Origin of the sequence: Empedobacter sp. UBA1574 (genome assembly GCF_002322895.1) — a bacterium.
GTDB classification, from domain to species: Bacteria; Bacteroidota; Bacteroidia; order Flavobacteriales; family Weeksellaceae; genus Empedobacter; species Empedobacter falsenii_B.
Genome location: NZ_DCOI01000018.1, coordinates 76416 through 100426 on the forward strand (window position 1 = coordinate 76416; position 24011 = coordinate 100426).

Below are 24011 nucleotides of genomic sequence, written 5' to 3' on the forward strand. Positions count from 1 at the left end.
CATACAATAAATTTTGTAAGACATGAAAAAATTAATTCTTTTAGTAGCTGTTGCAGCATTCGCTACTTCTTGTAACTCTAAAGCAAGTGTAAATCACGGAGTTCTTCCAGTTGTTCACGAACCAGCTACTGCAGAAGAAATGCACCACAAATCTGAAGCTACTCACGAAGGTCACGGAAAACATGAGGAAGCTGTTGAAGAAAAACACGAAGAAGTGAAAGATTCTACAAAAACGGCAGAAACTCCGAAAGTTGAGAAAAAAGATACTGTAAAAGCTGGTCATTAAGATTCAGCTTTTTTTGTTTTTATAGATTTATAATCTGCTTATTATCACCTATTAAATAATTTTTATTTTTAGGACGAATATAAAATAAACGTGAAGAAGAGTTGTTTTCAGAAATGATTGATAATATCTCTTGATAAGTAAAAAAACTTGCATCAATTGCAATTTCATTATTTGATAAAGATTTGAAATCTGATTTCTTATCAATCCAAAATAAATTTTCTGCTTTTACTTCTATTTTAGAAGTATTATTAGGTGAATGTAAAGAAAATTTAAATAATTGAATTAAATATTTAATCAAAATTCCCGAACGTAAAAGTTGATAATGCAACCAATTTTTTTGATAATATTTTGCTAAGAAAATCATCATGGCTTCAAAAAAATGTTTATAATATTTTTTATCTTTTTTCGTACTTTCTCCCTTGTAATGTAAAACCGTTATATCTCCTTTATAATAATTTTTATAACCAGCCAATTCTGCACTAAAAGACAAATCTATATCTTCTCCATACATAAAATAACGTGGATCAAATCCTCCAATTTCCTGATAGATTTTCTTCGTGGTGAACATAAAAGCACCAACTAAAATTTCGCAAGGAGCAATTTCAAATTCATCAACTTCTAATTTGTAATAATTATTTTTTTTTGAATGATTAAATCGACTATACAACTTAGAAAATGAATTTTTAGCTGTCGGAATATTACGTTTTGATTCTGGATGAAAATTTCCGTTTGTATCTATCATTCGTACTCCCACAAAACCTATTTTTTCTTTTGACTGATGAAATTCAATCAAAGATTCGAATAAATTCTCTGGAATAATTGTATCTGGATTAAGAATCAGAATATATTCTCCCAAAGCATTCTCAACCCCAATATTATTCGCTTTTGCAAAACCAAGATTTTCATTCTGAAGTAAAAAATTTACAGTAGGAAAAGTTTTTTTTAGGAATATAAAATCAATTTCCGATGAATCATTATCAATTACAATTATTTCGCCATCTACATTTTTTAAAGCTTCCTGACACGAATCAAGACAAAGCTCTAAATGTTTTGGCGCATTATAACTAACAATAATTATCGATAATTTCATCTAAAATTTATTTTCTGAATATGGGATTCGATGTTGTATAGAACGAACTAGCGTTGCTTCGTCCGCATATTCTAACTCATCTCCTACACCAAGACCTCGCGCAATAGTAGAAAAAATAATTTCGGCATTCTTTAATTGTCGGTACAAATAGAAAACAGTTGTATCTCCTTCCATTGTCGAACTTAAAGCAAAAATTATTTCCTTCACATTTTCATTTTGAACACGATCAACCAACGTTTGGATATTCAATTGACCAGGTCCAATACCTTCCATTGGAGAAATCTTTCCTCCTAAAACGTGATATTGTCCTTTAAATTGTCCTGTATTTTCAATCGCCATCACATCACGCACATCTTCCACGACACAAATTATAGTTTCTTCTCTCAATGGGTTGTTGCAAATATCACAAACCTCATCATCAGAAATTGTATGACAATGTTGACAATATTTAACATCATCTACCAAATGAGAAAGCGCTTCGGACAAAGCCGTCGTTTGAGATTTGGGACGATTTAACATATGTAAAACAAGTCGCAAAGCTGTTCTCTTTCCTATTCCTGGCAAATTTGACATCTCTTCTACAGCTCGCTCTAAAACCTTGCTTGGGTAATTCATTCGTTCAAAAAATTATAGACAACAAATTTACAATTTTATCTTCGGAAAATTAATCTATCATCATTCACTCAAAAATATTAAATTTGGGCTTATTTACTAAATAAATTATGAACTCAACAATTTTACTACTTTGTGTTATCGTATACTTTGTAGGACTTTTAGTGATCTCTTACTTCACCAGTCGAAATTCTGACAATCAATCTTTTTTTAACGGAAACAAAAAAAGTAAATGGTGGTTGGTGGCTTTCGGAATGATTGGGACAAGCCTTAGTGGCGTTACTTTTATTTCGGTTCCGGGTACGGTCGGAAAATTAACTGGTTCCGAATATATTTACGGAGGATTCGAGTATTATATGATGGTTATCGGATTTTTTCTTGGTTATTTTATCGTCGCGGGGGTATTACTTCCACTCTATTACCGAATGAATCTAACCTCAATTTACACCTATTTAGGAAAACGTTTCAATGTTGAAGCACATAAAATGGGATCGGTTTTCTTTATTATTTCTCGTGGAATTGGCGCAACAGCACGTTTATATTTAGTTGTAAATGTGTTACAAATATTTTTATTAGACAATTTAGGCGTACCATTTTGGGCAACAACATTTGTCTTATTATTGATGATATTATTATACACGTTCGAAGGTGGAGTAAAAACAATTGTCGTAACCGACACCTTGCAAACATCATTTATGATCATTAGCTTGATTGCTTGTATTTGGTTTATCCTTTCGCATCTTAATTTATCTGTTGGTGAAGCTTACGATAGGATGCAAGCCAAAAACTATACCCATTTCATTAATCTTGATCCAAATTCGAAAACTTATTTCTTAAAAACAATTTTGGGCGGAATGTTTATCACAATTGCGATGACTGGTCTTGACCAAGAAATGATGCAAAAAAATATTTCTGTTGATAATCTTCAAAACTCAAAAAAGAATATGTTGACGTTTGCTGGAACATTATTGATTGTTAATTTAGCATTCCTATTTTTGGGTGGATTGCTTTATTTATACGCAATGAGTGAAGGTGGTTTTTATACTGCTGATGGTTTCTTTATGGAACAAGGCGGACAAAATATTATGGGTGATGATATGTTTCCTGCGCTTTCGCTTTTAGGACATCATTTCCCAATGATTATTTCTGTAATTTTTATTATCGGATTAATTTCTGCTTTATTTCCTTCTGCCGACGGAGCTTTAACGGCGGTTACAAGTTCATATTGTGTCGATTTATTAAACATCAACGAAGACAAAGAAAAATCAGAAAAAGAAAAGAAAAAGATTCGTATTCGTGTTCACTTAATTTTCACGGTAGTTTTCTTTATCTTGATTATGGTTTTTAAAACGATTAACAACAAATCAATTGTTTATCTTGTGATGGAAATTGCAGGTTATACATACGGACCGTTATTAGGATTGTTTGCTTTCGGTATTTTAACGAAACGTAACATTTACAAAAAATATTCAATTATTACAGTTGCGATTTTAGCGCCTATTTTCACCTATATCATCAACGAATTAGTGATTAATTTTACCGATTACAAAATTGGTGTTGAATTAATCATTTTAAATGGTTTATTAACCTTCATCGGTTTATGGTTGGTAAGCTCTAATCGTCAAAAAGAATTAAATTAAAAATGGAAAAGAAATTAAAATTAATCTGGGATTTTTATGGTCCCGATGCTATACCAACTGCAAAACATCATGCAATTCACTTGAAACAATATGCAGAAAAAGAAAAGTTACAAAGTACATTTTCTGAATTTGTAGAGGTTGAACCAGAATATGCAGTTGCTTATTTGGTGGTGGTAGAATCTGAAATGATACAAGTCCGTGACGCTTTGATACCTCATCGTGGCGAATGGCATGTGGAAGAGGAATAAATAAAAAAGACGAAGTTTTGCTTCGTCTTTTTTATTAAAAAACATCTCTCTGTACCCTTTACAATTAGAAGATTACAAAAAGATAAATAAACGTTGTAAAACTCTTGCCTTCTTATTAACTAACTTCAAGCTTCTTCTTTATAAACTTCAGCGCTGGTTTTTATAGTCTCATAAGTAGGTTAGCTATTATTACCGATTATTCTCCCCAATTGTAGTGATTTATGTTCTACGATTTTTTTGCCCTACAAAAAAGAATTATTTTTGTTCAAATTTTTATAAACAAACAATGACACTTCAAGAACTTCAAACACAAGTACAACAAACAAGGAGAGATATTTTGAGAATGGTACATGCCGTAAATAGTGGACACCCAGGTGGATCATTAGGTTGTGCAGAATATTTTGCTGCATTATACGGTAAAATCATGACTTACTCTACAGACTTCTCTATGGACGGAAAAGGAGAAGATTTATTCTTCTTATCAAACGGTCACATTTCACCAGTTTTCTACAGCACATTAGCTCGTTCAGGATTCTTCCCTGTTAGCGAATTAGCTACATTCAGAAAATTAGATTCTCGTTTACAAGGTCACCCAACAACACACGAAGGTTTACCTGGAATTCGTATCGCTTCTGGATCTTTAGGACAAGGTTTATCAGTTGCTTTAGGTGCTGCTCAAGCAAAAAAATTAAACAACGACGATAAATTAGTTTACACATTACATGGTGACGGTGAATTACAAGAAGGTCAAGTCTGGGAAGCTTTTATGTATGCTGCTGGTAAAAAAGTGGATAATGTAATTGCAACGATTGACTACAATGGTCGTCAAATTGATGGTGATACAGACCACGTTTTACCATTAGGAGATTTGAAAGCTAAATTAGAAGCTTTTGGATGGATTGTTTTAGAAGAAAAAGATGGAAATAACTTAGAAAAAGTAATTGCTATTTTAGAAGAAGCTAAAACATTAACAGGAAACGGAAAACCAGTTTCAATTTTATTACACACAGAAATGGGTAATGGAGTTGATTACATGATGGGAAGCCACTCTTGGCACGGAAAAGCGCCTAACGACGAGCAATTAGCTTCTGCATTAGAGCAAAATCCTGAAACTGAATTGACAGATTATTAATAATTTCAACACAATCAAAATACTATGAAAACGTTATTTTATTCTATACTTACGCTTTGTTCTTTAACAGCCTTTGGGCAGGAAAAAACATATTCTTTTGACAAAAAAGTATCGTATAAAATCAATTTACCAGAAGAATATCAGACTTATTTAGATGGTCAAAAAGATTTATTTTTTGTAACCTATATTTCTAAAGACGCTGTTTTAGGAACTTCGGAAGGAGGTCCTTATACTTCAGGAAGCTTTAATAAAGATGCTTTCTTTATCAACAACAGCAAGTTTTTCGAAGTATATGCCAATTCATTAGAAAATCAATTATCGATAAAAGCCCCTTATTATTACGAAGGTATATCGGATGATAGTTTAAAACCTTATTCAGATAACTTGTTCGAGAAATTTATTTCAGTTAAAAATCTAAATTCATCTACAACGATCAATGGATATAAGTGTAATGAATACGAATTAACATCTAAAACAGATTTCGAAACAAAATCTTCTACATTATGTGTTGATGAAAAAAATGCAATTAATAACGTTGCGATTATGTTTCCTCAAACAAAATTGAAAGGGCTTTTAATTAGATATGACGCAGGAGATTTTAATGGATTAACGATTCAAAATATTGCAAATTCTAACGTAAAAGTAACTTTTGATGAGAAAAAAGAAATCGAAAGTTTTACTAACGAATTGGCAAAAAAGAAACAAGAATACGATAACATGATGTCGTCTGTAGATACGGCTTATGCAGCCGAAGCAGTAGCTTATTCACCAGACAATCGTTACGAGGATCCTATTATTAATTATTACAATTATCAAACATCAGAAAGTGATAACGTAAATAGTCTTTTTGGAACTGTTGCTTCATTAAATTATAGCTTGATTTATAATGATAGTGATTATGATGGAAATCCTGATATAGAGCGTTCTAAAGCTTTGGCAACTGCGCAAGGTTCTACAAATCAATTGGTAAAACAATTCAAAAAGAATAAATTAGCAAACAAAAGCGAAGTAAAAGAATTAAATAACCTTTTCAAAACGTATTTCGATGATGCTAAAAAGTTTAAATTAACAGAAGTTTCAACAGATTATGATGAAGCGGCTGTAGCAGTAGATTCTGCTGTTGCTGCAACAGAAGTTAGTTTAGCCGAATATTATGATCCTTATACATCTGCTTACAAAACGACAGATATTAGCAAAATCGATTTGGCAATCGACAATCCAGACATTCAAGATTTCATGAAAGTTGCACCAGAACATTGCAAAAATTTGAAAGCTAAAATTCCGACTTTTACAGATAAAGATTTAGGAAATTTGGTTTACAATTACGCAGGACAAGTGTGCGATATGTACATTTATCAAAGCGGAAGTGTTGCTCTTTCGGGAACAATTGATGCAATAAGAAAAAGTGTTTTAGAAATCAATAACAAATATGATAAACTGAAAAAAGAAGACAAAGATAAGTTAACTACTTTCTTGAATTCTTTGGATTAATACTTATCAAATCAATTCGATAATGAAAAAATCAATCAGTTTTATATTAACGCTTTTTACATGTTTAACTTTCGCTCAAATGCAATCGTATAAATTCGAAAACGTTATTCAATATCGTATCAAAAGTGATTTCTATTCAGATTTTTTGGACATTTTATCAACCAAAGATTACAAAGCACATTTGATGATTACGCGAACACCGATGGGAAACTTCGCTTCATTAAAAGTAAACGACAATATGTATTCTGTTTACAGCGAAGAAGAAAATCCGAAGGTTTTTAAAATTGATTTCGAAGGCACAAAAGATTTATTAGGAAATTCTTTTTTAGCGACTAATAATCCAAGTTTAACAAATTCCGCAATCGGAAATAGTTATGTTGCGAATAGAACTGGTCAAAAAGAAACGATTCTAAATAAACAATGTGAAGTGTATAACATTTTCAGAAAAGATAATGACAACGACAATGGTACAGAAATTTGCATCGATACAAATTCTAACATCAACACCGTTCCGTTTATCAATTCTGAACTAAATTTGAAAGGCTTGATTTATCGAGTTGGACATAATATTGTGTTAGAAAATGTTGAAATCTTAGAAAATTGGATAAAAAAGAGCGCCGAAGAGGAAGAAGAAATTAATGTTTCGCCAAATGATTTTATTTATCAATTTGATGAAAAAACAGAAGTAGAAAAATACAAAAACGAATACAAAAAACAAAAACAATGATAGACTTAACATACACAGAAAAAAAAGATACACGTAGTGGATTCGGAGATGGATTGACAGAGTTAGGAAGAACAAATCCTAACGTTGTTGCATTGTGTGCTGACTTGATTGGTTCATTGAAAATGGATCAATTTATCAAAGAAAACCCAGAGCGTTTTTTCCAAATTGGTATTGCTGAAGCAAACATGATGGGAATTGCTGCAGGTTTGACAATTGGAGGTAAAATTCCTTTCACAGGAACTTTCGCTGAATTTTCTACAGCTCGTGTGTACGATCAAATTCGTCAATCTATCGCTTACTCTAACAAAAATGTAAAAATCGCTGCATCGCACGCTGGTTTAACGTTAGGAGAAGATGGTGCAACTCATCAAACATTAGAAGATATTGGTTTGATGAAAATGTTACCAGGAATGGTGGTTATCAATCCTTGTGATTACAATCAAACTAAAGCGGCTACAATTGCTGCAGCTGAATATGAAGGTCCTGTTTACTTACGTTTCGGTCGTCCTGCTGTTCCAGTTTTCACACCAGCTGACCAAAAATTTGAAATTGGTAAAGGTATCTTAATGAACGAAGGTTCTGATGTAACAATTGTTGCGACAGGTCACTTAGTTTGGGAATCTTTGGTTGCTGCTGCTGAGTTAGAAAAAGAAGGAATTTCTTGTGAGGTGATCAATATTCATACAATCAAACCATTGGATGAAGAAATTATCTTAAACTCTGTAAAGAAAACAGGAAAAATTGTAACAGCTGAAGAACATAATATTTTAGGTGGTTTAGGTGAATCTGTTGCAAGAGTTTTAGCTCAAAAATTACCAACAAAACAAGCTTTTGTTGCGGTTAATGATAAATTCGGTGAATCTGGAACACCTTCAGATTTAATGAAAAAATATGGAATCGATTCTACTGCTGTAATCGAGAAAGTAAAATCTTTACTTTAATTCCATCATAATATTAAAAAGGAGCTAAAAAATTTAGCTCCTTTTTTTATAGGTTAAATATAAAATAGGTTGGTTGAAAAAGCAAAACTGCTTTAATCCTATATATATTTTGCAAAATTAGTTTATATTACTAACTTAAAAAATACTCATTTAATGGTATTTTATTAACTTTTACTTGTAAGCATATGAAAAAAGCAAATCAAAAATCTATTACTGAATATGCAAGTATTGTAAAAAAACTATGGAGTGAAAATACAGATCGTAGAACCTTAAACGAAAAAAATGAGAGTTTTCAATCGATTAATGATTATTTACAAACTTTAAGAAGTCTTGCTCTTGGTGAATCTTTTATGTATTTCATCAATCCTAATTCTGCAACATTCGAATATGTTTCTCCTCAATGCGAAGATATTTTGGGTTATCTTCCTGACGAATATACAGCTGAATTATGTGTTCAAATGGTACATCCCGATGATTTGCAACATGTGATTGATATTCAGCAACGAATTGCAAATTTTAGTATGGAAATTGTCCCTGAAGAAAGAATGAATTATAAATTTACTTATGATTTTCGTGTGATAGATAAAAAAGGAGAAATTCATCAAATTCATTTGCAACATTTCTTTTACGAATTAAGTAAAAATTTTTTACCAAATCGAGTTTTTTGTTTAGCGACTGACATCACACAAATAAAGGTTGGAGGAAAGCCTATTATGCATATTTACAACATCAAAGATGGATTGAATAATCTTCTTAATTCAAAAACAAATTCATCTTTACAACTTACAAAAAAAGAAACGGAGATTATCGAATTTCTGATTAAAGGCTACACAAGTCAGGATATAGCAAACGCTATAGATTTAAGTAAACATACTATTGACACGCATCGAAGAAATATTTTGAAAAAGAACAACTGTTCTAATACTTCAGAATTATTTAGTCTTTACTTCAAAAAATAGAAAAAAGCAAGCCGATAAGCCGGGTTCTGTCACCTTAATAAATCAAGATGCTTTGTCATTTATCTAGTATTTTAGTTACCTAAAATATCAATCTGCCTACCCCCCAGCAACGAACGAGTAGCTCTTAACTGCTGGTATACATGGCATTGCTCCGCATAGAGTTTACCTGGTTTCACTACAGCCGAACTGTACATACTTTCTGTTGCACTTGTCCTCGCCTCTCGACGGACGGGCGTTACCCGCTATGCTTACTCTTTGGAGCCCGGACTTTCCTCTTCACATACATGAAGCGACAAAGTGGCTTGCTGAGCGCAAATGTACGGCAAAAGTTACCGAAATAAAAAAGGCTTGAACAAAAATGTTCAAGCCTTTCTATTATAGAAACTTAGAAATTATTCTGATTTTTCTTCTTTCGTTTTTCCTTTTACAGAAATTTTAACACCATCTTTTGCTTCATTTAAATCAAGAGTTAATTCATCTCCTTCACTAATTACAGCATTGATAATTTCTTCTGCCATTGGATCTTCGATGTATTTCTGAATAGCACGTTTCAACGGACGAGCTCCATAATCTTTATCAAATCCTTTGTCTGCGATAAAATTCTTCGCTTCCTCTGTTAATTCAATATGATAATTCAAAGCTATTAAACGCTCGATTAAACTTGCTAATTCAATATCGATGATTTTCATGATGTCTTCTTTTGTCAATGAATTAAAGAAAATAATATCATCAATACGATTCAAAAATTCTGGCGCGAAAGCACGTTTTAAAGCTGTTTCAATTGTTGATTTTGCGCGTTCATCAGCAGAATCTTTCTTAGATGAAGTTCCAAATCCAACACCATCTCCAAACTCTTTCAATTGTCTTGTACCAATGTTAGACGTTAAAATGATAATCGTATTACGGAAATCAACTTTACGACCTAAACTATCTGTTACATGACCATCATCCAAAATTTGTAACAAGATATTGAATACATCTGGATGCGCTTTCTCAATCTCATCTAACAAAATTACCGCATATGGTTTACGACGAACTGCTTCTGTCAATTGTCCACCTTCTTCGTAACCAACGTAGCCCGGAGGTGCTCCAACTAAGCGAGAAACGGCAAATTTCTCCATGTATTCTGACATATCGATACGAATTAACGCATCATTCGAATCAAAGATTTCTTTCGCCAAAACTTTCGCTAATTGTGTTTTACCAACACCCGTAGTTCCTAAAAAAATGAATGAACCAATTGGTTTGTTCGGATCTTTCAATCCTGCACGATTACGTTGAATTGCTTTTACAACTTTCGTTACCGCTTCATCTTGACCAATTACTTTTCCTTTCATTAACTCATTCATCTGAGCCAATTTTTTCAATTCTTTTTCAGCTACACGATGTACAGGAACGCCAGACATCAACGAAACAACTTCCGCTACATTTTCTTCTGTAACTGTTTCACGATTCTCTTTCGATTCTTGTACCCATTTTGCTTGCTCACGTTTCAAATCACTTTCTATTTGTTTCTCTGAATCACGTAAACGAGCAGCTTCTTCGTATTTTTGAGATTTTACAACTTTCGTTTTCTCTTCGCGAACTTCTTCTAATTTTGCTTCAAGATCTAAAATTTCTTGAGGAACTTTTATATTCTTGATATGCACGCGAGAACCCGCTTCATCTAAAGCATCAATCGCTTTATCTGGCAAGAAACGATCTGTAATATAACGTGTTGTCAAATTTACACAAGCTTGCAACGCTTCATCTGTATAATTTACATTATGATGCGCTTCATACTTATCTTTGATATTATGTAAAATCTGTAATGTTTCTTCTGGAGTTGTTGGTTCAACCATCACATTTTGAAAACGACGAACTAATGCACCATCTTTTTCAATATATTGACGATATTCGTCCAACGTTGTTGCTCCAATACATTGTAATTCACCACGCGCCAAAGCAGGTTTGAACATGTTAGAAGCGTCTAAAGAACCCGTAGCTCCTCCTGCTCCAACAATTGTATGTAACTCATCAATGAAAAGAATAATATCATCATTTTTCTCTAATTCATTCATGATTGCTTTCATACGCTCTTCAAATTGTCCACGATATTTAGTTCCAGCAACTAATGATGCTAAATCTAATGTTACCACACGTTTGTTGAACAATACGCGCGAAACTTTACGTTGTACAATTCTTAACGCTAAACCTTCTGCAATTGCAGATTTACCAACACCTGGCTCTCCAATTAACAATGGATTGTTCTTTTTACGACGAGAAAGAATTTGCGAAACACGTTCTATTTCTTTTTCGCGTCCAACTACAGGATCTAATTTTCCTTCTTGCGCAATCGCTGTCAAATCTCGTCCGAAATTATCTAAAACTGGTGTTTTACTTTTCGAAGTAGGTTTACTTGTAGATGCACGCTCAAAATCGTTATCAGAATCACCTCCATCAAAAGATGGATTTTCTGCACGAGGAGATTGAATTTCCTCATCTTGAAATTGAAATTTGAATTCCTCCTTTACTGTATTGTAATCAATATCCAACTTATTCATCAATTTTGTAATCGGATCGTTTTCATTACGAAGAATACACAATAATAAGTGAATTGTATTTACAGTCGGACTTTTAAACAATTTTGCTTCTAAGAATGTTGTTTTCAACGCTCTTTCAGCTTGTTTTGTCAAACTCAAATTTTTTATATTATTACCTGGAGTTTCTTTTGCTGGGTTTAGCTTTTCTATTTTTTGACGCATTTCGTCTAAATCGACATTCAATGCTTCTAAGACAGAAATGGCTTTCCCTTCACCGTCGCGAATAATCCCCAACAGAAGGTGTTCCGTTCCTATTTGGTCGTGGCCTAATCTCAACGCTTCTTCCTTACTATAAGAAATAACGTCTTTTACTTGTTGTGAGAAATTATCGTTCATTTTATTATTTAAGCTGTCTTTAACAAATATAATTATTCTGATAGACTATAGCATAAATTATGCCTATGTCCGAAATGATTTGATGATTCCTTAAAATAACGAATTATTGTCTATTAATTTCAAAATAGCTGACAATATTTCATATCAATTCTTAAAGAATTCATAATAATTTGAGAGATAGATGTCGTTGCTAAAAAATCGTACAAATCACCTTTTTTCATTTTCAAATCATCGTGAAGTTCTAAAATTTCTTCGGATTTTAAATCATTATTTTGATTAAAAATTTCATCAATTTCATTTCTTCTTTCAGGACTGTACAATGTCGACGAACACCATGTCACAATTTTTTCTTGCGAAATATCTTTTACGCTCAGTTTATTTTCATTCCAAAACAAAAGGTAAGCATTTTTAGTTAGTCTTTCAAAAACAAAAATTGTAAAAGGTGCGATTCCTGACAAATTTTCCGAATTAATAAACTCATTTACAGAATTATATTTCAATAAATCTAATAAGATAATTCCTCTACTTTCTCTGTATTTTTCTTTGAAATGCATTGGTTTTTCGATTCCTCCATTCAAAATACACGCAACATATTGTTCCGAATAAAAAATCCAAGTTCCATTTGCGCGCTCATCTACAGGCGAAAAATAAGTTTTATCAAAACGCTTTTGCTCCACAATCTCTTTAGAAGAAGAACGATTTATTTCCTCATCTCGGTTGTGCGTCAACACAAATTCATCCTCATTTCTGTAAAAACTGATTATACACATCTCATTTTTCAATTTAGTTCAAATGTAAAAATTTATCTTTGCAAAGAATTATGAGTATTCAGAAAACTATAGCGCATTCCTTTGATGAAATGAAATCGATTCTTTTGCAATTTGACGATCTGTCTTTTCAAAAGGAATTAGAAATCATTTCTGGTGCTTCTGTTGGTCAACATTTTCGTCATATTATCGAGTTTTATTCGTGCTTTTTACAAGCGCAAAAAAACAATTGTATTTGTTATGATGATAGAGAGCGAAATCGTGCTTTAGAAAATTCGGTTGTTGAAAGTTTGAATACGCTGAATCATCTAAAATCACAAATAGAACGTTTAGATTTAGAAAAAACAATTCAGCTAAAACAGAATTATTACGGAGAGAATTTCACAATTAATACCACAAATTATCGCGAATTAATGTATTGTTTTGATCATAGCATTCATCATTTTGCGTTGATTAAAATTGCGATCGAAACTCATTTTTCAACGATTAAAATTCCACAAAATTTTGGAATTGCATCTTCTACAATTGCTTTTCAAAATCAAGAAAAATGAATCCGAAAATAACAAAATGGACACGATACGAATTTTGGCCATTCTGGTTATTTTATGCGCCATTGACACCTTGGTACATTTATAAAATCTTTCAAACAGGCGCTCCAGCTTACTTTTGCTCGGCAAATCCTACAATGAAATGGGGCGGATTTATTGATTATTCTAAAATTGATTTACTCAATCAAATTGATAAAAATTATAAGCCAAAAACCATTTTTTTTGATGAATTTACAACACAAGAAATTCCGTTTAATTTTCCCTTTATTGCAAAACCAAATCTTGGTGAACGTGGAATTGGTGTAGAATTAATCAGAAATGAAATTGATTGGAAAAATTATTTAGAGCAAAATAATCGAGATTTAATTTTACAAGAATATATTCAATCAAACTTTGAGTTTGGTGTTTTCTATGTTAGATTACCAAAAGAAAAAAATGGTAAAATACTGTCGATAACAGCAAAAGATTTTTTGACGTTTACGGGTGATGGAAAATCAACTTTGAAAGAATTAATTGAACAAAATTTAAGAGCTTTTTACCGAAAAGAGTATTTGTTTAAACGTTTACAAAAAGAACTAAATTCAGTTCTTCAAAAAGATGAAAAATTATTGGTTGAACCAATAGGAAATCATAGTCGAGGAACAACTTTTTTAGATGGATCTTCTCTAAAAACGTCTAAATTAGAAGAAACTATAGATCAAATCGCACAAAAAATTGATGGTTTTTATTATGGTCGTATCGATTTGAAAGCAAAAAGTTTAGAAGATTTTCAGAACGGAAATTTTGTCATACTTGAAATTAATGGTGCAAATTCTGAAGCAACTCATATTTATGATCCGAATTTTAATTTGATAAAAGCTTATAAGGAAGTGATTAAGCATTTGAATTACCAACATAAAATTGCTGTTCAAAATCATCAATTAGGCGTGAAATGGACAGATTGGAAATTGCTTGCGAGAGAATTAATAAAACGCTATTAAACTTAATTTGACCAAAATTGGCAGATTTTCTGGAAAGGAATAAAGATTGAATGATGTTTTCAAAACCAATTTTATGAGTTATCCTTTTCCGAAGAAAACTATTATAATTCCTCTGCTACTGCTTATACCAATGTGGATTATCTTTTTGTTCCAACAAAACGGATACAATTTAAACGGTTGTTACGGCGTTATTCCGAGAACTTTCGTAGGATTGAAAGGAATTCTGCTCTCACCTTTATTTCATTCGGGTTGGAAACACATTATCAGTAATACCTTTCCGTTAGCATTTCTTAGCTTTATCGCACTATTGATGTACGATAGATTAGCTTATTATGTTATTTTTTTTGGTTGGATTTTATCAGGAATTATTCTTTGGATGATTGGAAATCCTCCTTTTTTAGATGATAATGTAAGTTGCCATATCGGAGCAAGTTCTATCGTTTATTTATTGGCTTCGTTCATATTTTTCAGTGGAATTATTAGAAAAGAACGCGGTTTAATGGTGATTTCATTAATCATTATTTTATTATACGGCGGAATGATTTGGGGAATGGTTCCTCAAGAAATTTTACCACAATTAAAAACAGATACAAGTAGTAATTCTATTTCTTGGGAAGGACATTTAAGTGGATTTATTTCGGGTGAATTTTTCGCTTATCTGTTTAGAAATATTGGTCCACAAAAAGAAGTTCCGAAATGGGATCAAGAAAATTATTATGACCCGCAAGCTGAACGTTTATGGGATATTTACCAAGAACAAGAACGTTTGAAAACAGAATATTTGGAATCGTTGGAAAATGAAGATGATAAAAATATTGAACCAAATTATCAAACAAAAACCCCTGAAAATTAATTTTCAGGGGGTTTTATTTTTTCAAATTCTTCTTAGAAAGGCATTCCAGGAATGTTTGGTAAATTTTCTTGAGCTGTTTTTTTCGCTCTGTCAATTGCTTCTGTTTTTACTTGTTCCAACGCTTTGTTTAACGTCATCACTAACAAATCTTCAATTTCTTCTTTTTCCATTCCTTCAGCAAGTTCAATATCTTTTATTGTTGCTAATTTAGACATTGTAATTTTTACTTTTCCATCGTTAGAAGTCGTTGTAAAAATTTCTCCATCTAATTCATTTTTCAAATCAGAAAATTTATCTTTAAATGAATTGATTTTTCCCATCATTCCCATGATGTCTCCAAAATTTCCAAACATTTGTCTTTATCTTTAATAATTAGTTATTCGTGTAGTTTTTTCCACAATAAATCTTTCAATTCTGTGATTCCTTTTCCAGAAACAGACGAAATAAATATCGTATCAATATCAGTTGGTAATTGTGCTTTAATCTCAGCTTCCAATTCATCATCTAACATATCTGACTTAGAAATAGCTAAAATTCGTTCTTTATCTAACAATTCAGGATTGAATTTTTTCAATTCATTCAACAGAATTTCATATTCTTTTTTATAATCTTCTGTATCGGCAGGAATTAAAAATAATAAGTTAGAATTACGCTCAATATGACGCAAGAAACGATGTCCAAGACCTTTTCCTTCTGCCGCACCTTCGATAATTCCAGGAATATCTGCCATAATAAATGACTGATGATTACGGTATTCTACAATTCCCAAGTTAGGTGTTAACGTTGTAAATGCGTAATCTGCAATTTTTGGTTTAGCAGCCGAAACAGCTGATAATAAAGTAGATTTTCCTGCATTTGGAAAACCAACTAAACCAACATCTGCCAAAATTTTCAACTCCAATGTAACTTGACGCTCGTCACCATCCAAACCTGGCTGTGCATAACGAGGCGTTTGACGCGTTGCAGAACGGAAATGCCAGTTTCCTAGCCCCCCTTTTCCTCCTTGCGCAATAATTAATTCTTGCCCATTTTCTGTTACTTCGCCAATAATATTTCCTTCGTCATCTTTGGCAATTGTTCCGATCGGAACTTCCAAAATAATATCTTCACCGTCAGCACCAGTAGAACGAGATTTACCTCCACGTCCACCGTTTTGCGCACGGAAATGTCTTTTGAATCGAAATTCTAACAAGGTCCAAAGATTTGAGTTTCCAAGAAGCGTGATATTTCCTCCACGTCCACCATCTCCACCATCTGGTCCACCTTTGTCAATATATTTTTCGCGATGCAAACTTGCTGAACCCGCACCTCCATGTCCGGCTCTACAATTTATTTTTACGTAGTCAACAAAATTTGATTGCATAATTTTTCTCTTTTAATTAGTCTGCAAAAGTACAATTTCTAATTTGTTTATTAAAATCTTGTATTATCTATTTTGAATGAATAATTTATAATGACTCAGATTTTTATTTATATTTATTCAATTAATTAACACACTAATATGAATACTAAAAAAAATTTGTCCGAATATATTGATAACGAACTTCTGAAAAAGCAAAAACAAACAAAAAATATTGTAATTATATTTGGATCTTTTATGTTTCTTGCGTTTATATTCTTTATCTACACCGCAATAAAAACCAGTAATTATGCCTTCATAGCTATTGGATGTGGAACTTCTGTTTCATTAATGCCTCTAATCGCCAAACTTTCCATGATTAATAAAGAGATTAAACTACGCAAAAAATAGATTGAAGATTTATGAATAACGAACATTTACAACGATTACTTCCTTTTGGTTATATTTATTTAGTCTTCATGGGAATTATTAAAGAATCTATTTTCTATTATCAATTGGATATTAATATTCTGAAATTTTCGAGCATTATGAATATCTTAATAAGTCCAATTTCTGAAATTACCGCACATCCTTTCCTACTAATCTTTTTTATTATTCTTATTTTTCTACTTTATAGTTTTAAACAGTATTCATTGAAACATCCAGAGAAAAAATTCATTAAGAAATATTACAAGATTAAAGAAACTGATAACCTCACGAACGAAGAATTCACTAAGAAAATTAATCAAAATTTAATTGGATTCTTTTTTGTTATGCTGATTTGTTTCTTTATAGGATTTGGAATTGGTGATGGTAATTTTCTGTCAAAACGAATAAAAAATGGAGATTTAAAATTCGAAAAATATGGGCAAACCTTAACTTTCAATTCTGGTGAGAAAAAAGAAATTTATTTAGTCAATACGAATAGTCTCTATTATTTTTATGTTGTAAAAGGTCAAAAAACTGTTGAAATTTCGCCAATTGGCACAATACAATCAATCGCAAAAAATAAGTAATCAAAACATATTTTTATAATGAATAGGATTGATTAATTTTGCAACATGTACAAACAATTCAAAAACATTTTATTCCAATTACAGCCCGAAGATGCGCATCATTTTGTTACGCGAAATCTAAAAAATTATGCTGCATTTCCTGGAGTTGGAAAATTATTAGATAAATTTTATCAATACAATCATCCAAGTTTAGACCGAGAAGTTTTTGGAATTAAATTCAAAAATCCAATTGGTTTAGCTGCTGGTTTTGATAAAAATGCTGAATATATTGAAGAATTGGACCACTTCGGATTTGGCTTCATCGAAATTGGAACCGTTACACCAAAACCTCAACCAGGGAATGATGCGCCGCGTATGTTTCGTTTGGTAGAAGATGAAGCGATTATCAACCGAATGGGATTTAATAACAAAGGTGTTGATTTTGCTGTTTCGAAAATTAGAGAACTAAAAAATCGTGAAAACTATATTATTGGTGGAAATATTGGTAAAAATAAATTAACGCCAAACGAAGATGCTGTTGATGATTATATCAAATGTTTCAATGCGTTGTTTGATTATGTAGATTATTTTGTAGTTAACGTGAGTTCTCCAAACACGCCTGGATTACGTGATTTGCAAGAAAAAGAACCTTTATTGTACATTCTGAATTATTTGCAACAATACAATAATCAGAACGAAAAACCGAAACCAATTTTACTTAAAATCGCACCAGATTTGACGGATTCGCAATTAGATGATATTATAGATATTGTATTAGAATCTAAAATTGCTGGAGTGATTGCGACAAATACAACCATTTCAAGAGAAGGATTAAAATCTGATCCAGAAATTGTAAAAGAAACTGGTGGAGTTTCGGGAAAACCACTTAAAAATCGTTCAACAGAAGTGATTCGTTATCTTTCTGAAAAATCGAACAAAGCATTTCCTATCATTGGAGTTGGAGGAATTCATACAGCCGAGGACGCGAAAGAAAAACTGGAAGCTGGTGCAAGTTTGTTACAAGTTTATACAGGTTTTATTTATGAAGGTCCTGCTGTTGTAAAAAACATTTGTAAAGGCTTGGTTGAAGGAAAATAGAAAACTTATGACTCCAAATTATATAGATTTAGGATTATCATCCCCTATGAGTGTTGAATTGAGAAAATTAGTCGAAGAACAATTAATTGTTGACTTAAAATACTATGATGTAAAATCTGATAATTTAAAATTTGATTGGTCAAATAGTTGTATTGAAGGTCATCTAAGTAACCATCTTAATAGCTCTTTAGAAAATTACTCAGAAATTTATGTATATGATAATTCTAACAATTTAATTGCAGAAGGTTGGATGGATTATATAAATAGGTCTGAATATTTAGATAAATCTACTTTTTTTATAACGTACTGAGATAATGTAATAATTTGGAACAATAAAGAAAAACTATTTGAAAAATTAGAATTTGGTATTCCTAATCATATTTGGGAGAAAATTCCTGAAAATCTAAAAAAATTCTTGAAAAATGATAAACTGAAAAAAATTCAGCTTGACAATAATAAAAAAGGATTCTCAAAATGAGAATCCTTTTTATTTTATTATGTAAAAGTTGTTCTTATAAAACTTCTTTAATTGCTGCGTTCAATTTTTCGGTAATATCTTCAATAGAACCTACTCCATCAATCTCAATCCATTTTCCTTGCGCTTTGTAGTGTTCTGCTACAATTGCAGTTTTTTCGTAATATTCTGTAATACGATCACGGATAATTTTTTCGTCCACATCATCAGCACGACCAGAAGTTTTTCCGCGCTCTAATAAACGTTGAACCAAAATTTCGTCATCCACAACTAATGCTAATGTAATCGAAACTTCGCTTTCGTATTTATCTGCTAAGATTTTATCTAAAGCTTCTGCCTGAGATGTTGTACGTGGATATCCATCAAAAATATATCCATACGAATTTGGATTGTTATCTAAATGATCAACCAACATATTTGTTGTTACCTCATCTGGAACTAATTGTCCCTTGTCCATATAAGATTTCACAAGAGCGCCTAATTCTGTTTCATTTTTAAGGTTGAAACGAAATAAGTCTCCAGTAGAAATTTGAGGAGTTTGGTACTTTTCTTCTAAAAATTTAGCTTGTGTTCCTTTACCACTACCAGGAGGTCCGAACAATACAATGTTTAGCATTTTGTTTTAATGTTTTATTTGATAAATATCTGGTAAATTTCTTCCTAATCCGTCAAAATCTAATCCATAACCTACTACAAATTTATCAGGAATAGAGATTCCTACTAGATCTACTTTTAAATCTTTTTTGTAAGCATCTGGCTTAAATAATAAAGTTGCTACTTTTAATGATTTTACCTTTTTCTCTTTCAAGATTCGGTGCAACTCTATTAACGTATTACCTGTATCTACAATATCTTCTAAAATAATTACGTGACGTCCTTCAACATTCATCGGAATATCCATCTCAATAGTAATTTTCCCTGTTGATTCTGTTCCTTCGTAAGATTTTAATTTCAAGAATGAAATCTCACATTCTCCTTGATATTGTTTTAAGAAATCGCTGAAGAACATTACAACTCCGTTTAATACACCAACAAAAATCGGTCTTTCGTCTTTGTATTCTTCGTAAACTTCGTTTGCCATATTTTTGATGGCGTGTTCTATTTCTTCAAAAGCGATGTACGGAATAAATTTTTTACCGTGAATTTCTATTTCTTTCATTGTTTGAGATATTCAAATATATACTTTTTTTGATAAAGTTTAAAACATTTATCTATTTTATTAGATTGTCATTGAGAAAATACGTGTTTCTGGCTCGTTATCTATCATTCTCTTATCGAATGTCATACACACATTTCTAACATATGGACGTCCTTCTTCTTTTACGATCAAACCATTCTCTACAAATTCAATCAAATTATCGTCAACCATATCTTGCAACATAGTTTTAATACGATCTACATCATCAAATTTCATATTATCATCAGCCCAAGAAGTTTCTAAATTACACATTAAATTTAGAATATGACGACGCATAATCAAATCTTCTTCTGATAATATATGTCCTTTGAAAACGGATAATTCTCCGTTATTGATTGATTTTTCGTACTCTTCTACTGTCTTCTCGTTTTGTGCAAAACTATACCAAGAATCGCTGATAGAAGAAACTCCTAAACCAACCATTAATTGTGTTTTCGAAGAAGAATATCCCATAAAATTACGATGTAATGTATGGTTTTTCATCGATTGATACATCGAATCTTGTTCTAAGGCAAAATGATCCATTCCAACTTCGAAATAGTTCATTTCCTCGAACATTTTCTTTCCTTCTTCATATAATGCACGTTTCAATTCTGGTGAAGGCAAATCTCCGTCATGAAAACCACGTTGTCCGACACCTTTTATCCACGGCACATGTGCATAACTGTAAAACGAAATACGATCTGGATTTAATTCTTTTGTCAAATTAATTGTTTCCATCATTCCTTCCATTGTTTGATGTGGAAGACCAAAAATCAAATCGTGAGAAATAGATGTAAAACCAATTTCGCGCGCTTCTTCTGTTGCTCTTTTCACATTCTCGAAAGGTTGGACACGATTAATCGCTTCCTGAACTTTTAGATCATAATCTTGTACACCATACGAAATACGTCTAAAACCTAAATTGTATAAAGCCTGTAAATGCTCTTTTGTTGTGTTATTTGGATGACCTTCTAAACTAAATTCGTGTCCTTCGGCAACATCCGCATATTCAAAAATACCATCAATTAATTTCTTCAAATTTTCTGGAGAAAAAAACGTTGGTGTTCCTCCTCCTAAATGAATTTCTTTAATTTTTGGTCGAGATGAAAATAAATCCACATATAATTTCCATTCTTTCAAAACTGTATCAATATACGGAACTTCTACCGAATGTTGTTTCGTAATACGTTTGTTACATGCACAAAACGTACACAACGACTCGCAATAAGGTAAATGAATATAAACTGATATTCCCTCTTCTGCATTACTTTCATCGAAAGATCGTTGAAAAGTTTCAATCCAACCTTGTTTAGTAAAATCATCATTGTCCCAAAACGGAACAGTTGGATAACTTGTGTAACGAGGTCCTGGAATATTATATTTCTGAATTAAATTATCCATTATCTAAAAAAATTAAAAATACTTAATCAACTTGACTAAGTATTATTTAATAAATTTTCTTTAAAAATTATTTTTATAGAATTGCCTGACGAACTCTAACTAATTTAGTTAATAAGTCTTCTAACAAATCTAATTGTAACATGTTTGCACCGTCACTTTTTGCATTTTTAGGATCTGGATGCGTTTCGATAAAAATACCATCAGCACCAACAGCAATTCCAGCTTTAGCAATCGTTTCGATTAATTCTGGCTTTCCTCCTGTTACACCTGAAGCCTGATTTGGTTGTTGTAAAGAATGTGTGATATCTAAAATAACTGGTGCATAATTTTGCATCACAGGAATTCCACGATAATCTACCACTAAATCTCCGTAACCTAACATAGTTCCACGCTCGATAATTGCTACATTATTATTACCAGAATCTGTTACTTTTTCTACAGGAAATTTCATCGCTTCTGGCGAAAGAAATTGACCTTTTTTCAACGTAACATGTTTTCCAGTTTGTGCAGCTGCAACCACTAAATCGGTTTGACGAACCAAGAAAGCAGGAATTTGTAACACATCTACATAAGCCGCTGCCATTTCTGCATGAAAAGGTTCATGGATATCTGTAGTTGTTGGAACATCAAAAGTTTCTCCAACTTTTTGAATAATTTTCAATGCTTTTTCATCTCCAATTCCTGTAAAACTATCAATACGAGAACGATTTGCTTTTTTGAAAGATCCTTTAAAAACATAAGGAATCTCTAATTTATCAGTAATTGTTACTACTTTTTCAGCAATTCTCAAAGCCATATCTTCACTTTCGATGGCACATGGACCAGCAAGTAAAAAGAAGTTTGGCGAATCTTTGTGTTTTATCTTTGATAAAGTTTCTATCATTGTGCAAATTTACACAAAGTTATCGACTTATTTTTCATAATTTTGCCTATACTTTATCATTCTTATTTATCGTTTTATGGATTTTTTATCTAACATTGGTATAGCTGATATTTTTGGCTATCTTGCTTCAGTCTTTATTGTACTAGCATTCTTTTTTTCGAAGATTACAATTATCCGCATTATCAATGCAATTGGTTGTGTATGTTTTGTAATTTATGCTGCTATGATCGAGGCTTGGCCAGTCCTTATTCCAAATGCGATTTTATTTTTAGTTCAGGCGTATTATATCGTCTTCAAACCTGGAAAATAATCTTAAAAAACCATAAAATTGAAAATCCTATCTGCTGTACTAAATAATATTGAAACTGATCAAAGATTAGATAAAGTTTGCCATTCTTTGTTAAAATTTGGATACGATATAGAATTGATTGGCGCGACTATAAACGGTAGACCGAAATTGAATAAACCGTACAAGACATTTTTGATGGAACAAAAGCATCAATCAACAATGAAAAAGTATGCTGAATTCAATTACAAATTGTTTTTCACTTTGCTTAAAAAAGCGGATAAACAAACTATTTTACTAGCGAATGATTTGGATAGTTTACTTCCTTTTTATTTGGTTAGTAAAATCAAAAAAATTCCTTTAGTTTTTGATAGTCACGAAATTTATTCAGAATTACCATCATTACACAATCGTCCTAAAACAAAAAAAGTTTGGAAAACTTTAGAACGTTCTCTTATTCCAAAAATCAAGTATTTTTATACCGTAAGTGATGGATATGCCAATTGGTTTCGCAAGGAATATGGTGCTAATCCGGCTGTGATTAGAAATGTTCCCAACCGAACAAAACTTAACGATAAACAAGATTTAATTTTCTTTCGCTTACCCGAAAATCCAACAAACGATAAAATATTATTGTATCAAGGCGCAATTAACATGAGTCGAGGAATTGACAGAATGATTAAAGCTTTCAAATACATTGATAATTGTCAATTTTGGATTGCTGGCGAAGGGCCTAAAAAAACTGAATACGAACAATTGGTAAAAGATTTAGACTTAACTAATCGCATTCATTTTTTAGGAAATATTCCCCCAAAAACTTTAAAAACTATAACACCTTTAGCTGATGTAGGAATGAGTATGGAAGAAGATTTAGGATTAAGCTATCGCTACGCTCTACCGAATAAATTATTTGACTTTATTCAAGCTAGAGTACCAATTTTAGCAACAAATTTACCAGAAATAAAAAAAATAGTCGAAGAGTATAAAGTTGGAAAAGTGATTGACAACCACTATCCAAAACATTTGGCTGAAAAACTACAAGAAATCTTAGACGAAGGAAAAAGAAGTTACCAAGAAAATCTTGCAAATGCTGCAAACGAACTTTGTTGGGAAAATGAAGAATTGAAATTGAAGGAGATTTTTGAAAAAATAAAAAAGTAGA

At 31.8% G+C, this 24011-nt stretch carries 26 protein-coding genes and 1 other RNA gene; 16 read left to right on the forward strand and 11 right to left on the reverse strand.

Annotated elements, in window-relative coordinates; translation table 11 throughout:
- Window positions 1–22 precede the first annotated feature (22 nt).
- The gene (locus tag B3578_RS04345; RefSeq protein WP_280062888.1) at window positions 23–286 is read left to right on the forward strand and encodes a hypothetical protein; all 264 of its coding nucleotides are present in this window, start codon (window positions 23–25) and stop codon (window positions 284–286) included.
- Between the two features lie 19 nt (window positions 287–305).
- On the opposite strand, the gene B3578_RS04350 is transcribed toward B3578_RS04345, so the two are convergent.
- Together B3578_RS04350 and recR are read right to left on the reverse strand one after the other, a co-directional pair.
- Entirely contained in the window at window positions 306–1376 is a 1071-nt protein-coding gene (locus tag B3578_RS04350) for a glycosyltransferase family 2 protein (RefSeq protein WP_291047113.1), read from the reverse strand.
- Window positions 1377–1991, reverse strand: a complete 615-nt coding sequence (recR, locus tag B3578_RS04355) for a recombination mediator RecR (protein ID WP_180905071.1) — start codon at window positions 1989–1991, stop codon at window positions 1377–1379.
- Window positions 1992–2098: 107 nt separating this feature from the next.
- Here recR and B3578_RS04360 point away from each other — a divergent pair, with 107 nt between their 5' ends.
- From B3578_RS04360 to B3578_RS04390, 7 genes are all read left to right on the forward strand, one after another.
- On the forward strand, window positions 2099–3628 hold the full coding sequence (locus tag B3578_RS04360; protein WP_291047114.1) for a sodium:solute symporter: 1530 nt from the start codon (window positions 2099–2101) through the stop codon (window positions 3626–3628).
- Between the two features lie 2 nt (window positions 3629–3630).
- Window positions 3631–3876, forward strand: coding sequence for a hypothetical protein (locus tag B3578_RS04365; RefSeq protein WP_125350517.1), 246 nt, complete (start codon window positions 3631–3633; stop codon window positions 3874–3876).
- A 286-nt stretch (window positions 3877–4162) separates the two neighbouring features.
- Window positions 4163–5008, forward strand: a complete 846-nt coding sequence (locus tag B3578_RS04370) for a transketolase (RefSeq protein WP_125350518.1) — start codon at window positions 4163–4165, stop codon at window positions 5006–5008.
- Window positions 5009–5032: 24 nt separating this feature from the next.
- Window positions 5033–6499: a hypothetical protein gene (locus B3578_RS04375; protein WP_219033689.1), complete on the forward strand. Its 1467-nt coding sequence runs from the start codon at window positions 5033–5035 to the stop codon at window positions 6497–6499.
- A gap of 22 nt (window positions 6500–6521) precedes the next feature.
- Complete coding sequence (locus B3578_RS04380; RefSeq protein ID WP_180905074.1) at window positions 6522–7226, forward strand: hypothetical protein; 705 nt, start codon at window positions 6522–6524, stop codon at window positions 7224–7226.
- Window positions 7226–8167 (forward strand): transketolase family protein, encoded by a 942-nt coding sequence (locus B3578_RS04385; protein WP_180906861.1) that lies wholly within the window; start codon window positions 7226–7228, stop codon window positions 8165–8167. Before B3578_RS04380 ends, B3578_RS04385 begins: the two co-directional genes overlap by 1 nt.
- A 185-nt stretch (window positions 8168–8352) precedes the next feature.
- A complete protein-coding gene (locus B3578_RS04390) occupies window positions 8353–9126 on the forward strand; it encodes a LuxR C-terminal-related transcriptional regulator (protein WP_219033690.1) in 774 nt (257 codons plus the stop codon).
- Here the strand turns inward: B3578_RS04390 and rnpB are convergent.
- The 3 genes from rnpB to B3578_RS04405 all read right to left on the reverse strand — a co-directional run bounded on the left by rnpB (window position 9126) and on the right by B3578_RS04405 (window position 12814).
- Window positions 9126–9435, reverse strand: an RNA gene (rnpB, locus tag B3578_RS04395) — RNase P RNA component class A. The two genes, B3578_RS04390 and rnpB, sit on opposite strands and share 1 nt — an antisense overlap.
- Window positions 9436–9518: 83 nt before the next feature.
- Window positions 9519–12044: an ATP-dependent Clp protease ATP-binding subunit gene (locus B3578_RS04400; RefSeq protein WP_291047115.1), complete on the reverse strand. Its 2526-nt coding sequence runs from the start codon at window positions 12042–12044 to the stop codon at window positions 9519–9521.
- Between the two features lie 119 nt (window positions 12045–12163).
- Window positions 12164–12814, reverse strand: coding sequence for an NRDE family protein (locus tag B3578_RS04405; protein ID WP_115001619.1), 651 nt, complete (start codon window positions 12812–12814; stop codon window positions 12164–12166).
- Between the two features lie 50 nt (window positions 12815–12864).
- On the opposite strand from B3578_RS04405, the gene B3578_RS04410 reads away from it, so the two are divergent.
- From B3578_RS04410 to B3578_RS04420, 3 genes are all read left to right on the forward strand, one after another.
- Window positions 12865–13362: a hypothetical protein gene (locus tag B3578_RS04410; protein WP_125350525.1), complete on the forward strand. Its 498-nt coding sequence runs from the start codon at window positions 12865–12867 to the stop codon at window positions 13360–13362.
- Window positions 13359–14339 carry a D-alanine--D-alanine ligase gene (locus B3578_RS04415; protein ID WP_291047116.1) on the forward strand — a complete coding sequence of 327 codons (981 nt, stop codon included), beginning with the start codon at window positions 13359–13361 and terminating at the stop codon, window positions 14337–14339. The genes B3578_RS04410 and B3578_RS04415 overlap by 4 nt, the downstream gene beginning before the upstream one ends.
- Before the next feature lie 73 nt (window positions 14340–14412).
- A complete protein-coding gene (locus tag B3578_RS04420; RefSeq protein ID WP_291047117.1) occupies window positions 14413–15192 on the forward strand; it encodes a rhomboid family intramembrane serine protease in 780 nt (259 codons plus the stop codon).
- A gap of 32 nt (window positions 15193–15224) precedes the next feature.
- Here B3578_RS04420 and B3578_RS04425 read toward each other — a convergent pair whose 3' ends face one another.
- Both B3578_RS04425 and obgE read right to left on the reverse strand, forming a co-directional pair.
- On the reverse strand, window positions 15225–15545 hold the full coding sequence (locus tag B3578_RS04425; protein WP_219033694.1) for a YbaB/EbfC family nucleoid-associated protein: 321 nt from the start codon (window positions 15543–15545) through the stop codon (window positions 15225–15227).
- 23 nt (window positions 15546–15568) lie between these two features.
- Complete coding sequence (obgE, locus tag B3578_RS04430) at window positions 15569–16555, reverse strand: GTPase ObgE (RefSeq protein ID WP_115001628.1); 987 nt, start codon at window positions 16553–16555, stop codon at window positions 15569–15571.
- Between the two features lie 398 nt (window positions 16556–16953).
- Between obgE and B3578_RS04435 the strand changes: the two genes are divergently transcribed.
- Genes B3578_RS04435 through B3578_RS04445 form a run of 3 tightly spaced genes read left to right on the forward strand, consistent with a single transcriptional unit; the run spans window position 16954 to window position 18934 of the window.
- A complete protein-coding gene (locus B3578_RS04435) occupies window positions 16954–17547 on the forward strand; it encodes a hypothetical protein (protein WP_286494735.1) in 594 nt (197 codons plus the stop codon).
- A gap of 45 nt (window positions 17548–17592) precedes the next feature.
- Window positions 17593–18624 carry a quinone-dependent dihydroorotate dehydrogenase gene (locus tag B3578_RS04440; RefSeq protein ID WP_286494736.1) on the forward strand — a complete coding sequence of 344 codons (1032 nt, stop codon included), beginning with the start codon at window positions 17593–17595 and terminating at the stop codon, window positions 18622–18624.
- A gap of 7 nt (window positions 18625–18631) precedes the next feature.
- Entirely contained in the window at window positions 18632–18934 is a 303-nt protein-coding gene (locus tag B3578_RS04445) for a hypothetical protein (RefSeq protein ID WP_291047118.1), read from the forward strand.
- 202 nt (window positions 18935–19136) lie between these two features.
- On the opposite strand, the gene B3578_RS04450 is transcribed toward B3578_RS04445, so the two are convergent.
- The 4 genes from B3578_RS04450 to kdsA all read right to left on the reverse strand — a co-directional run bounded on the left by B3578_RS04450 (window position 19137) and on the right by kdsA (window position 22563).
- A complete protein-coding gene (locus tag B3578_RS04450) occupies window positions 19137–19715 on the reverse strand; it encodes an adenylate kinase (RefSeq protein WP_246034222.1) in 579 nt (192 codons plus the stop codon).
- Window positions 19716–19721: 6 nt separating this feature from the next.
- Window positions 19722–20258 (reverse strand): hypoxanthine phosphoribosyltransferase, encoded by a 537-nt coding sequence (gene hpt, locus B3578_RS04455; protein WP_291047119.1) that lies wholly within the window; start codon window positions 20256–20258, stop codon window positions 19722–19724.
- Window positions 20259–20318: 60 nt separating this feature from the next.
- On the reverse strand, window positions 20319–21680 hold the full coding sequence (hemN, locus tag B3578_RS04460; RefSeq protein WP_291047120.1) for an oxygen-independent coproporphyrinogen III oxidase: 1362 nt from the start codon (window positions 21678–21680) through the stop codon (window positions 20319–20321).
- A 73-nt stretch (window positions 21681–21753) separates the two neighbouring features.
- Complete coding sequence (kdsA, locus tag B3578_RS04465) at window positions 21754–22563, reverse strand: 3-deoxy-8-phosphooctulonate synthase (protein ID WP_115001635.1); 810 nt, start codon at window positions 22561–22563, stop codon at window positions 21754–21756.
- A gap of 76 nt (window positions 22564–22639) precedes the next feature.
- Here kdsA and B3578_RS04470 point away from each other — a divergent pair, with 76 nt between their 5' ends.
- Together B3578_RS04470 and B3578_RS04475 are read left to right on the forward strand one after the other, a co-directional pair.
- Window positions 22640–22873 carry a hypothetical protein gene (locus B3578_RS04470; RefSeq protein ID WP_052217635.1) on the forward strand — a complete coding sequence of 78 codons (234 nt, stop codon included), beginning with the start codon at window positions 22640–22642 and terminating at the stop codon, window positions 22871–22873.
- An 18-nt stretch (window positions 22874–22891) separates the two neighbouring features.
- Window positions 22892–24010 (forward strand): glycosyltransferase, encoded by a 1119-nt coding sequence (locus tag B3578_RS04475; RefSeq protein ID WP_291047121.1) that lies wholly within the window; start codon window positions 22892–22894, stop codon window positions 24008–24010.
- Window position 24011: the final 1 nt, after the last annotated feature.